This is a genomic window from Actinophytocola sp. (assembly GCF_036002505.1).
GTDB lineage: Bacteria > Actinomycetota > Actinomycetes > Mycobacteriales > Pseudonocardiaceae > DASYTH01.
In genome coordinates this window covers 1-11,990 of the sequence record NZ_DASYTH010000264.1, presented here as the reverse complement: position 1 = coordinate 11,990, position 11,990 = coordinate 1, and the positions used below count along the sequence as shown (strand labels likewise).

The window sequence follows — 11,990 nt, the reverse complement described above, 5'->3', positions numbered from 1 at the left end:
GGCACGCGCGTTGACTTTGATGGTGCTGCTACAGGCCCGATACGCCCCGCTCGTGGTCGATCGCACCCAGCGCGCCGACTACATCGACGCCCTGGACGCCGCAAATGACGGTGCCCTCCGCCCGCTGGTCCGGCTCTTCGGCGGCCTTGAGTTGGTGGCCTTGAAGTCTGAGCTCAGCGCACCCGTGTCGCAGGCCTCGCAGGCAACGGGAGTTGTTCCGGTCGCCCGCGAGCTCGTGGGGCGCCTCCAGGAGCGAAAACGTTCAGAGAACGAACAGCGTGCGGCGGTGAGCGCCGAGTTGGCCGCCGCTTTGCAAACTATGGTGGTGGACGAGCTCAAACGGCTTTCCGTAGAGCTTGAGCCCGAGTTCCAAGGTGTTGATCAGGAGGCCAGGGTCACCACGCATCGCCAGGAATGGACAAGTCTACCTATTGGCGGGGTCAGATCGTCTATACGGCGAGGCATGTCGACTTCTTTGCGGATTTGAGTGAGGGCAGCTGGTGGAGCAGTATGCATCTCAACGCATTGGGGCAGTCCTTGCGGTTTCTGGTAATCATTCAGAAAGTCGGACGCGGTGATCTCGGCGTGTTGGCTGCTACCACATACGCGGAGGTGCTGGAAAAGGATCAGCAACAGGGCTCATGGGAATTTCGACGTGCCTTCGAGCCCACTCCGAAGGATCAGGTCACCTTGGTATGGAACAACCGTCCGCAGGACTTGTGGCCAGCAGTAGCTGAGCTGATTGATCGAACGCTGTCAACTGCGTTGAAGTTCTTCGTAGACCAGTTGAGCTGAGCTGCCTCGATCGGATGGGTCAGCGATTGGTGAACGAAACCGCGGCTGCCACTGGGTCATCGCGACCCCCAGCAGCACGATGACCATGCCGGCGACCACCCCGAACGTCAGCGTCTCGCTCAGGAAGAGCGTGCCGAGCAGGACGGACACCACCGGCAGCAGGTAGCCGACGGTGGCGGCATTGGTCGGGCCCTCGTCGGCGATCAGCCGGTAGTTGAGCACGTAGGCGAGCCCGGTGCCGACCACGCCGAGGATGGTGGCGGCGATCAGCGCGAGCGGTTCGAGGTGCACCGGCTGCAGCCCGGCCACCGGCAGGGCCAGCGCGGTGAGCCCGGCGGCGGTCAGCAGCTGCGCGGCGGACAGGGCCATCGGTGTGCCGCCCCGCCCGGCCAGGAACGCGCCGATGTAGGTGAAGCAGATGCCGTAGCTGACCGCCGCGCCGAGGATGGCCAGCGCACCCCAGCTGGCCAGCCCGGCTGAGTGCCACGGCGCGAAGATCAGCAGTGTGCCGGCGAAGCCGAGCAGCAGCCCGCCGGCCCGCACGGCGGTCAGCCCGCGCTCGGTGCCGACCAGGATCCCGATGAGCAGGGCCCAGAGCGGGGTGGTCGCGTTCAGCACGCCGGCGAGCCCGGAGTCCACGGTCCGCTCGCCGACACCGAACAGGGTGAACGGCAGCACGTTGCCGAAGATCGCGGCCACCGCGAGGTGCGCCCACACCCGCCGGCCGCGCGGCAGGCGGTCCCGGGTGAGCAGGCACAGCACCAGCACCAGCCCGCCCCCGGTGGCCAGCCGCACGGCGGTGATCTGCAGCGGCGACAGGCCGTGCAGCGCGAGCTTGATCCACAGGAAGCTGGAGCCCCAGAACACGGCCAGCAGCGCCATCCGGATCAGGTTTCCGCGGCTGATCACCACGCACGTCCTTCGGTCACGCCACGGACACTGCCGCAGCCGATCACCCCAGCACAAGTGAATAGACCTGCACCGACCGTTAAGCGATTCTGTAGATTTGCGGCATGCTCGACGTGCGCAGGATGCAGACCCTGCGGGCCGTGGTGACCAGCGGATCCATCACCGCGGCGGCGGCCAACCTGGGCTACACGCCGTCCGCGGTGAGCCAGCAGGTCGCCGCGCTGGAACGCGAGGTCGGGCAGCCGCTGCTGGAGCGGGTCGGCCGGGGCGTGCGGCCGACCGCGGCCGGCTCGCTGCTGACCGAGCACGCCGCGATCATCGGCCGGCACGTCGCGGAGGCCGAGCTGGCGCTGGCCGACCTGCGGGCCGGGCGCACCGGCCGCCTCGCCGTCCGCTACTTCGCCACCGCCGGCCTCGCCCTGCTCCCGCCGGCCCTCGCCACCCTGCGCCAGGAGCACCCCGGCGTGCAGGTCGACCTGAAGCTGGCCGAGCCGCACGACTCGCTGCCCGAGGTCCAGCAGGGCCACGCCGACGTGGCGATCGTGGTGCGCCCCGGCTCCGCCGACCCGCTGCCCGGCGTCCGCCTGGTGCACCTGCTCGACGACCCGTACCGCCTGGTGCTCCCGCGCGGCCACCGCCTGCAGCGCAAGCGCGTGATCGACCTGGCCGACCTCGCCGAGGAGCCCTGGGTCGGCAGCGAATGGCCGGCCGGGCCCTGCGTGCGGATCATGCTCGACGCCTGCGCCGCGGCCGGCTTCACGCCCGGCTTCGTGGTCGAGTCCGAGGACTACGCCAACGCGCAGGGCTTCGTCGCCGCCGGCCTCGGCGTCAGCCTCATCCCGCGCCTCGGGCTCACCACCCCGCACCCCGGCGTGGTCATCCGCCGCGTGGCCAAGCCCGAACCGGTCCGGGTGATCCAGGCGGCCATCCGCGACTCCGCCGCCGCCAACCCGGCCGTGCGCTGCCTGCTCGACACCCTCCGGACCGCGGCGGCGGCCGCCTGAACCGCTCGGTCATCCGAGTCCGCGGGCGGCCTGCGCGTAGTTGTCGATCATCAGCTTGCCGTCCTGCTCGACCAGGGCGAACGCGTACGGCTCGGTGGACTCCTTGCCGTCGGTCGTGACGAACCGCAGCACCGCGCCCACCCGGTTGCCCTCGGCCCGGGCGGACAGCACCTGCACCGAGCTGATCTTGGACCAGAACGCCGCGTAGGTCTCCGGTGAGCCGGTCTTCTTCTGCGCCTTCTCGGTCATCAGCGCCCACGCGGCCGGCGGGTTGGCCGGCAGCAGCGCGTAGTACTCCCGCACGGCGTTCTCGTAGTCGGCCGGGGACCGGACCGGCTGCGCCGTGGTGGTCGTCGTGGCCGGTGGCGTGGTCGTGGTGGTGGTCGGCGAGGGGCGCGCCGTGGTGGTCGTCACCGGGGCCCGGCTGCTCGTCGTCTCGCCGGTGGTTCCGCCCTGGGCGCCCTGGCGGCCCGAGGTCAGGATGCTGGCCACCAGGATTCCGATCAGCGCGGCGGCCACGATCGCCAGCACGGTCAGCACCACGGACCGGACGGTGTGGCGGCTGGCCGCGGCGGCCACCGGGCGCGCGACTTCGGCCGCCGCGACCGGACCGCTCGGCAGCGGCTCGGCGAACGGGTGCGCGTCCAGCCGGGTGCCCTCGAAGCCGTGGGCCGGGCTCGGCGGCCCGGGCTGCAACGACGGCGCCGGAGGACGCACCGGCATGATCACCTCGGTGGCTCCGGTGACCGCGGGCACCGGCTTGCCGTTGGCGACCGCGGTCAGCCCGTCGCGGGCCTCGGCCATGGTGGGCCGCTCCACCGGATCCGCGCGCAGCAGCCGCATCAGCAGCGCGGTGAGCGGGCCGGCCTGGCGCGGCGGGCTGACCTTGCCGGCGGCCACGGCATAGAGCAGCGCCAGCGTGTTCTCGCCGAGCCCGAACGGCGAGTGGCCCTCGACCGCGGTGTAGAGCGTGGAACCGAGCGAGAAGACGTCGGAGGCCGCGGTCGGCTCCCGGCCCTTGGCCACCTCCGGAGCGAGGTAGGCGGGCGTGCCGGCGAGCATCCCGGTGGCCGTCACGGTGACGTCGCCGGTGGCCCGGGAGATACCGAAGTCGGTGATCTTGACGGTGCCGTCGTCGCCGAGCAACACGTTGGCGGGCTTGACATCCCGGTGCACGATGCCGGCGTGGTGCGCGGCCACCAGCGCGGCCGCCACCTGGGCGCCGATCCGCGCGACCTCCTCCGGTGGCTGCGGGCCGCGCTCGGCGATCACCGCGGCGAGGCTGTGCGACGGCAGGTACTCCATGATCAACCAGGGCGCGCCGTCCTCGTCCACCACGTCGTACACGGTGATCGCGTTCGGGTGGGACAGCCGCGCGGCGATCCGGCCCTCGCGCATCGACCGCAGCCGCGCCTCCTGCGCCTGGGCCGGGTTCAGGTCGGGCGCCAGCAGCAGCTGCTTGACCGCCACCGTGCGGTGCAGCCGCTCGTCCCGGGCCTGCCACACCACGCCCATCGCCCCGCTGCCGATGCGGGTGCCCAGCCGGTACCGGCCGGCCACCACCCGGACATCGTTGCTCACAAACGGCTCCCGTCCGCTCGATACATCACGGCTGAGTCGTCGTGACGATGACCGAACTGGCTGGCGGCTTGGTTGTGGTTGTCGTTGTCGTCGTGGTCCTGGTCGTGGTGGTCGTCGCCGGCGGGGTGGTCGTCGTGGTGGTCCGCGACGGCCGGCTGCTCGTTGACCTGGTCGTGGTGGTCGGCTCGGTGGTGGTGGTCGACTCGACCGGCGGGTTGAAGACCTGGCTGCCGGTGGGATCCCCGGTTCCCGGGTTGGTCTCGTTGCCGGTGTTCCGGGTGGCCAGCAGCCATGCGACGCCGGCCACCAGCGCGACCAGCAGGGCCACGGCGAGCACGAGCACGATCGTGCGGGACCGGTCGGTGCGCTCCGGCGGGGGCGGCGGGACGTGTGGCCGCGGGGGCATCGTGCGCGGGCGGACCAGCTGGGTCTGACCCGTGACCAGCCGGGTCGGCTCGTCCTCCGGTGCCGCGAATGCCGGCGTGGCAAGGGGAATCCGGCCCAGGGAGGGTTCCTCCCCGCGGCCGACGGCGGCCAGCAGGTCGCGGGTCCTGGCCGTGGTCGGGCGCACCTCCGGGTCGGCGGCCAGCATGGCCACGAGCACGCCGGTGAGCGGGCCGGACTGCAGCGGCGGGTTGATCCTCCCGGCGGCCACCCGGTGCAGCAGGCCCAGGGTGTTCTCGGACAGCCCGAACGGGGGTTCGCCCTCGACCGCGGCGTAGAGCGTCGAGCCGAGCGAGAAGATGTCCGACGCCGGCGTCGGGTCCTTGCCGATGGCCACCTCGGGCGCGAGGTAGGCCGGGGTGCCGGCGATCATGCCGGTCTTGGTCACCGTGACGTCGTCGGTGGCCCGGGAGATGCCGAAGTCGGTGATCTTCACCGAGCCGTCGTCGCCGAGCAGGATGTTGCCGGGCTTGATGTCGCGGTGCACGATCCCGGCGGCGTGCGCGGCCGTCAGCGCGGACGCCGACAGCGCCCCGATCCTGGCCACCTCGTACGGATCCAGCGGCCCATGCTCGGACAGCGCCATGGCCAGGCTCTTCGACGGCAGGTACTCCATGATCAGGCACGGCACGCCGTCCTCGTCGACGACGTCGAACACCGAGATCGCGTTCGCGTGATGCAGCCGGGCCGCGATCCGTCCCTCGCGCAGGCACCGGGCGACCGCCTCGATCGCCTCGTCCTCCGGCAGACCGGGGGAGAGCAGCAGCTTCTTCACCGCGACCGTGCGGTTGAGTCGCTCGTCGTAGGCACGCCAGACCACGCCCATGGCGCCCGAGCCGATCCGGCTGATCAGCCGGTAACGTCCGGCGACGACGCGGCCATCATCGCTCATCGAGTTGACTCCGCGGTTGCTGCCTCCTGCGTCACGCATCCTCCCTCGAAGCGTGTCCGCCATCCCCACCCGCGCACAGGTTAGGCTGATCACACTCCGCGCATGACACCAGTACGTGACGTAAGCCCGACATGCCGGAACCCTACGCCCGGACGGGTGACTTTGCTTGACACGAGACGGTCATTCTGCTTGCTCCAAACGTGCCCAGCCAGGCGCAGGGAGCGCAGCGACCGAGCAGCCCGCTCGGGCGCGCGAGCACGACCGAGCCATCAAGACCGCTGCGCGGAGAGGATCTCGGCGCCGATGATCTTGCGGGGGAGGGTGTTGGCGACGTCGAGGAGTTGCTGGACGCGGAGGTAGCTGCCGTCCGGGAGGCGCAGCCGGACCACCGCGAGCACGTCGTTGCCCTGCTCGCGCACGTCGAGCACCTGCAGGTCGCGCACGCTGGACCAGGATTGCACGAACCGGTCCAGGTCCGTGCCCAGCAGGGTGCCGTCGAGCAGGCCGAACGCCCGGTCCGGCGCGCCCGGGGCGAGGTGGAAGAACCGCTCGACGACCTGGGTCTTGGTCAGGGTCTCCCCGGCGGTCGGGGTGCCGGGCGACGAAGACTCCGCGGGTGGCGGGGCGGAGGGCCGGGCCGGTGGGCCCGGGTTGGCGATGGTGCCGGTGGCCCGGGTCGGGGTGCCGGCCAGCGGCGGCTTGCCGGTCATGCCGGCCCGGGGCACGGCGTGGTTGAGCAGGTCGGGCAGCAGGGCCTGCTCGCCGCTGATGTCCATGGCCGGCCGGGTGGCCTCCGCGGCGTCCTCCCGGCGCTGGTGGGTGATCATCGAGCCGATCGTGATCGACGCGCAGAGCACGACCGAGGCCACCCCGAGGCCGGCGATCTTGGCGATCTGCGCGGCCTTGCTCGGCTCGCGGCGGTGCGAGTTGGGTGCCTGCTCCTCGGCGTCCAGCAGGCTGTCCAGCATGCCGGCGTCGAGCGGCCCCGCACCGTCGAACGCGAACGGCCCGACGGGGTCGAACGACCGGGGCTGCTTGCCGATCAGTTCCGTCACGTGCACCGAACCGGCCCGGATGTGTCGCCGGCCCGTCGTCAGACGCTCCACTGCATGAATCCCATGTGAGGACTGTTCACCACGTTGACTTGTCCGCGCATCGTGTGCGTTGCGCGTTCGGGGGAACTCGTACCGTGGCGGCGGGCCTCGGCGCCAGTCATTGTCGGCGGATCACTCGAAGGTGGCGACCAATGGCAGGGATAGTCACACGGATGGAGCAGTCAGCCCGACGAGGTGTCGCTGGTGATCTTCGGATCGCTGCCGTGGGAGAACGTCAGTTCCCGGCGCACGGTGGTCCGGGTGCCGTCCTTGCGCACGATCACCAGCGTGCTCCGGGTGAACGACCAGTTCGGGTCGATCGTGATGTCCTTGACCTCGATGCTCTCCACGTCGGCGTAGCGCGCCTCGATGCCCTCCGGGCCCTCCGCGTGCATGGGCCCGGCGGTGAGCCGGTAGGCGGTCTCCGGATGGCGGACGACCTGCGCGTAGTACTCCTCGGTGCGGTCGCCCATCTTCTCCGGGTCGGACGCCGGCGACGGTGCCGGCCCGACCGTGCTGCGCTCCGGGCCCCGGGTGCTGGGGGCCACCGCGTCCGGCCGGAGCGGCCCGCCCGGGTTGACCGCACCCGGCCGGCCCGCCGGCGCCGGGTCCGGCCGGGCCGGCCGCACGTCCCGGGCGTGCGTGGGCTGCGGAGCCGACGAGGTCGTCCGGGTGGGCGGCGCCGGTGAGGTGGGTTGCGGCTCGGTGAGCGCCTCGGCCCGCTCGCCGGGCAGCCCGGTGATCACCAGGTGCTGGGTGGGCTGCCCGGGCAGCGCGTTGATCGTGGTGCCCCGGCGCGGGTTGCCGACCAGCGCGACGGCGGCGTAGCCCAGCCCGAGCACCACCAGCACCGCGGTGCCGACGGCGAACACCGCGGCCCGGCGCCAGGTGCGCGGCGGGGTGACCGAGGCCGGGATGGTGCCCAGGTTGAACTTGCGCAGTCCGGTCGGCAGCGGCTCGGGGAACGCATAGGCCACCGGCGGGCCGGCGTCGCGGGGCGCCGGGATGTCCGGCGCCCCGCTCCATGACCGGGGTGCTACCGCACGCGGAACCTCCGGCGTCCAGGTCGTGCCGCCGGAGCCTCGCCGGTGTCTGCCTCGACGGGTTTCACGTTCCTCTGCACGTGCATCGCCGGTCATGTCCTAGAGACCCTTTTCCTCCCGCATCGTGACGCACCGCGATGAATTAGTTACTTACGCATGATCAGCGAGTGTCGACCACCTGGAACTCCTCGGCCAGCCGACCCTCGGCCAGCCCGTGCCGGCGGGCGTGCTCGGTGAGGTTGCGCCGAACGAAGCCCTCGAGATCCGCCATGCCACCCACCTGTGAGGCGTGCGCGCGCAGCGCCGCGACCCGCTTGTCGAACGCGTCGGTCACGTCCACCACGTGGTTACGCAGCCAGGACGGGGAGTCGGCCAGCCAGAGCTCCGGCACGACCCACGGCCGCAGGCCCGCGGCCAGCAGCTCGGGAAAGGCGTGCGGGTTGCGCGCGTCCGGATAGACGGCGGCGAAGGTGGCTTCACCGACCGCCCGGTGGTCGGGATGGGTGGTCGGCACCAACTCCCAGTTGATCTCCGGCGACCAGGTGAGCACCCGGTCCGGGCGGACCCGGCGGATCACCCGGGCGATGTCCCGGCGCAGCTCGAGCGAGGCGACCACGGCGCCGTCCGGGTGGTGCAGGAAGGTCACGTCGGTCACCCCGACGCACGCCGCGGCGGCCCGCTGCTCGGCCTGCCGGACGCGGGCGGTCTCGGCCCGGTCGGCGTCCTCGTCGCCGCTGGCCTCACCCGAGGTGCACACGCAATAGCTGACCTCGGTGCCGCCGGCCGTCCAGATCGCGACCGTCCCCGCGGCCCCGAAGTCGACGTCGTCGGGATGCGCGGTCACCACGAGCGCCCGGCGCACGTCGTCTCCGGGGGCTGGGGATAACGCTGTGCTCACTCATAGAAGGCTAAGCCGTTGCGGAGCGTTCGAAGCGCCGGGCAAGAGGGTTCTTTGCATACCACTCTGCCGAGTGACGACAGCGGGTCAAATGCCCACCGCAAGTTGCATCAGGACCCGGTGCGATACCGCTGTTGGGTTGACTGAAGGGCCTTTGTCGCGGTCACGCCGGACCCGGCCGCCACCAGGATCGCCAGCACGTCGGCGACCCCGCTGCCGCTGGTGAGCAGCCAGGCCAGCAACGCACCCCCGGTGGTGATCCCGGCGACCGGCCAGCGGCTGCGCACGTACTGGGCGACCGGTGCCCCGGAGGCCTGCTTCTTGTTGGCGGCCGAGCCCAGCATGGCGAGGTAGCCGGCGTGCGCGAGCGCGGCGACCACCGCGGCGATGGCGATGATGACGGCGATCAAGTTGAGCATGGCACCAGTGTGCCCTGATTCGCCCGGCCGCGGATCGGGAGAAACCCCTGAACCGCCCCGGAACGGTGTTCCTACCGGCCGAGCGGCCCGCGGCCGAGGGAGAGCAGCGCCATGGCCAGCTGCTGCCCCTCCTTGCCGAGGTCGCGGTACCGGGCCAGCACGTCGTTCTCCCGGTTGAGCACGAGCCGCGGGCCGCCGTTGGCCAGCCGGACCGCGCCGATCGTCTTGGAGATCTCCGTCCGGCGTTTGACCAGCCGCAGAATCTCGCTGTCCAGCCAGTCGATCTCCTGGCGCAGCTCGGCGATCTGCTCCGGTCCGGGCAGCTCGTCGCCCGGCGCCGTGGTGTTCTGGGACATGGTGCTCATGATGGTCCTCGGCCGTCTTGTCCTGTGGAGTTTGCGACCCGGGCGAGACAAAAGCCCCGGGTCCGAGGGACTCCGGGGCTTCCTTGTGGTCTGCTGGTGCCTACGCAACCACGGGAGCCGGAGTCCGGTTCCCGTAGAAAAACTCGAAGTAGCGCGTCCGCACGTGACGGATTCTGGCACAACCGGGGCGGCCGCGTCGAACCCCTTATGACCGCGCCTCCAGCGAGCCGCCGGGGCGCCACCCGCGGATCCAGGCGTGCAGCACCAGTGACACGGTCAGCCAGAACAGCGGGAACACCGGCCAGAAGAACGGCACACCGGACACCAGCCAGCGGATGACCAGCACGGTGGCGAGCACGACCACGATGGCCGCGTGCATGGCCAGCGGCCCGCGCGCCCGGCCCGGCCGGTGCGGCCGGCTGGGTGCGGGTGGCAGGTCCGCGGTGAACTGGCTGAGCTCGTGCCGGAACTGCGCGGCGTACACCGCGGCCAGCCGCTCCTCGGTCTCGGCCAGCGTCAGCCGGCCCTCGGCGCCGGCCGCCTGCACCACGCGTGCCACCTCCTCGCGCTCGGCGTCGGAGGCTCGGATCTGGTTGGTAGTCATGACCTTCATGCTCCGCACGGCAAGCGGCGCCGGCATCGGTCCGCGGGCGGCACTTGGCGTACGCGTGCCGACGTACATCACGGCTCGCCGGGCGCAGGAGTCCCACCGCGTCGGCCCCGCCCGGTACCGTTGACCGCACAATGAGCGCTCTGTTCGAAATCCCCATGGACACCCGCCCGCCACGGAAGAAGGCCGACCCCGCCGCCCTGCTCGCCGACCTCAACGAGCAGCAGCGCCGGGCGGTCGAGCACGCCGGCTCGCCGCTGCTCGTGGTGGCCGGCGCCGGCTCCGGCAAGACCAGGGTGCTCACCCGGCGGATCGCCTACCTCCTGGCCGAGCGCGGCGTGCACCCCGGGCAGATCATGGCGATCACGTTCACCAACAAGGCCGCCGCCGAGATGCGCGAGCGCGTGGTCGACCTGGTCGGCCGGCGGGCCAACGCCATGTGGGTGTCCACGTTCCACTCCATGTGCGTGCGGGTGCTTCGGCGCGACGCCAAGACCCTCGGCATGAAGTCGAGCTTCTCGGTCTACGACGCCGACGACTCGCGGCGGCTGGTCACGCTGGTGGCCCGCGACCTCGACCTCGATCCCAAGCGCTACCCGGCCCGTACGCTCGCCGGCGCGGTGTCCAACCTGAAGAACGAGCTGATCGACGCCGAGGCCGCGAAGGCCGCCGCCACCAACGATCTCGAGCGCCGGGTGGCCGAGGTCTACGAGGGTTACCAGCTGCGGCTCGAGCAGGCCAACGCGTTCGACTTCGACGACCTGATCATGCGCACGGTCGAGCTGCTGCAACGGTTTCCGGACGTGGCCGAGTACTACCGGCGGCGCTTCCGGCACGTGCTGGTGGACGAGTACCAGGACACCAACCACGCGCAGTACGTGCTGGTCCGCGAGCTGGTCGGGACCGGGGACGAGGATCCGGGCGAGCTGTGCGTGGTGGGCGACGCCGACCAGTCGATCTACGCCTTCCGCGGCGCGACCATCCGCAACATCGTCGAGTTCGAGCGGGACTACCCGCAGGCCACGACGATCATGCTGGAGCAGAACTACCGGTCCACCCAGACGATCCTGTCCGCGGCCAACGCGGTGATCGCGCGCAACCCCGGGCGCAAGGACAAGCGGCTCTGGAGCGCCTCCGGCGACGGCGAGAAGATCGTCGGCTACGTCGGCGACAACGACCGCGACGAGGCCGCGTTCGTGGCCTCGGAGATCGACCGGCTGGTCGACTCCGGCGAGCTGCGCAACGCCGACATCGCCGTGTTCTACCGCACCAACAACCAGTCCCGGGTGTTCGAGGAGATCTTCATCCGGCTCGGGCTGCCCTACCGGGTGGTCGGCGGGGTGCGCTTCTACGAGCGGCGCGAGGTCCGGGATTCGTTGGCGTACCTGAGGATTCTGGCCAACCCGGACGACACGGTGAGCCTGCGCCGGATTCTCAACGTGCCCAAGCGGGGCATCGGCGACCGGGCCGAGGCCTGCGTGTCCACCCACGCCGAGCGCGAGCGGATCTCCTTCGCCGCGGCGCTCCGCGAGGCCGCGCTCGGCCGGGTGGCGATGCTGAACTCGCGCTCGGTCAACGCGATCACCTCGTTCGTGGAGCTGACCGACGGGTTGCGCGGGCTGGTCGGCGACGGGCTGGACGTGGCGGAGATCCTCGAGGCGGTGCTGGAACGCACCGGCTATCGCGCCGAGCTGGAGGCCAGCGAGGACCCGCAGGACGCCTCCCGGCTGGAGAACCTCAACGAGCTGGTGAACGTCGCCCGCGAGTTCGCCACCGATGACGTGACCGCGGTCGCCGACGCCGACCCGGACGTGGAGCCGCCGGCGATCGTGCCGGGCTCGCTCGAGGCGTTCCTGGAGCGGGTGTCCCTGGTCGCCGACGCCGACTCGGTGCCGGACGCCGAGGACGGCGGCGGCGTGGTCACGCTGATGACCCT

Annotated in this window: 13 protein-coding genes; 4 read left to right on the top strand and 9 right to left on the bottom strand. The window is 71.4% G+C overall.

What is annotated here, in order from left to right; translation table 11 throughout:
• Together VGR06_RS23270 and VGR06_RS23265 are read left to right on the top strand one after the other, a co-directional pair.
• A partial coding sequence (locus VGR06_RS23270; RefSeq protein WP_327561226.1) for a hypothetical protein occupies window positions 1-487 on the top strand: 487 nt, incomplete at its 5' end.
• Between the two features lie 23 nt (window positions 488-510).
• Window positions 511-795 carry a hypothetical protein gene (locus VGR06_RS23265; RefSeq protein ID WP_327561225.1) on the top strand — a complete coding sequence of 95 codons (285 nt, stop codon included), beginning with the start codon at window positions 511-513 and terminating at the stop codon, window positions 793-795.
• Here the strand turns inward: VGR06_RS23265 and VGR06_RS23260 are convergent.
• Window positions 757-1,677, bottom strand: coding sequence for a DMT family transporter (locus tag VGR06_RS23260; protein ID WP_327561228.1), 921 nt, complete (start codon window positions 1,675-1,677; stop codon window positions 757-759). The two genes, VGR06_RS23265 and VGR06_RS23260, sit on opposite strands and share 39 nt — an antisense overlap.
• A 131-nt stretch (window positions 1,678-1,808) precedes the next feature.
• On the opposite strand from VGR06_RS23260, the gene VGR06_RS23255 reads away from it, so the two are divergent.
• Window positions 1,809-2,708 (top strand): LysR family transcriptional regulator, encoded by a 900-nt coding sequence (locus VGR06_RS23255; protein WP_327561224.1) that lies wholly within the window; start codon window positions 1,809-1,811, stop codon window positions 2,706-2,708.
• A gap of 9 nt (window positions 2,709-2,717) precedes the next feature.
• Here the strand turns inward: VGR06_RS23255 and VGR06_RS23250 are convergent, their stop codons facing one another.
• The 8 genes from VGR06_RS23250 to VGR06_RS23215 all read right to left on the bottom strand — a co-directional run bounded on the left by VGR06_RS23250 (window position 2,718) and on the right by VGR06_RS23215 (window position 10,057).
• Window positions 2,718-4,289, bottom strand: a complete 1,572-nt coding sequence (locus VGR06_RS23250; protein WP_327561223.1) for a serine/threonine-protein kinase — start codon at window positions 4,287-4,289, stop codon at window positions 2,718-2,720.
• Between the two features lie 25 nt (window positions 4,290-4,314).
• Window positions 4,315-5,625, bottom strand: a complete 1,311-nt coding sequence (locus tag VGR06_RS23245) for a serine/threonine-protein kinase (protein WP_327561222.1) — start codon at window positions 5,623-5,625, stop codon at window positions 4,315-4,317.
• 269 nt (window positions 5,626-5,894) lie between these two features.
• Window positions 5,895-6,680 (bottom strand): hypothetical protein, encoded by a 786-nt coding sequence (locus VGR06_RS23240; RefSeq protein WP_327561221.1) that lies wholly within the window; start codon window positions 6,678-6,680, stop codon window positions 5,895-5,897.
• A gap of 221 nt (window positions 6,681-6,901) precedes the next feature.
• The gene (locus VGR06_RS23235) at window positions 6,902-7,696 is read right to left on the bottom strand and encodes a hypothetical protein (protein ID WP_327561220.1); all 795 of its coding nucleotides are present in this window, start codon (window positions 7,694-7,696) and stop codon (window positions 6,902-6,904) included.
• A 226-nt stretch (window positions 7,697-7,922) separates the two neighbouring features.
• Window positions 7,923-8,660, bottom strand: a complete 738-nt coding sequence (locus tag VGR06_RS23230) for a PIG-L deacetylase family protein (protein WP_327561219.1) — start codon at window positions 8,658-8,660, stop codon at window positions 7,923-7,925.
• Window positions 8,661-8,770: 110 nt separating this feature from the next.
• Window positions 8,771-9,079, bottom strand: a complete 309-nt coding sequence (locus VGR06_RS23225; protein ID WP_327561218.1) for a hypothetical protein — start codon at window positions 9,077-9,079, stop codon at window positions 8,771-8,773.
• A gap of 71 nt (window positions 9,080-9,150) precedes the next feature.
• Window positions 9,151-9,435, bottom strand: coding sequence for a chorismate mutase (locus VGR06_RS23220; protein ID WP_414637318.1), 285 nt, complete (start codon window positions 9,433-9,435; stop codon window positions 9,151-9,153).
• A 214-nt stretch (window positions 9,436-9,649) separates the two neighbouring features.
• Window positions 9,650-10,057 (bottom strand): DUF1707 SHOCT-like domain-containing protein, encoded by a 408-nt coding sequence (locus VGR06_RS23215; protein WP_414637317.1) that lies wholly within the window; start codon window positions 10,055-10,057, stop codon window positions 9,650-9,652.
• A 131-nt stretch (window positions 10,058-10,188) separates the two neighbouring features.
• Here VGR06_RS23215 and VGR06_RS23210 point away from each other — a divergent pair.
• Window positions 10,189-11,990 (top strand): UvrD-helicase domain-containing protein (locus VGR06_RS23210; protein ID WP_327561216.1); only part of this gene is annotated, 1,802 nt, incomplete at its 3' end.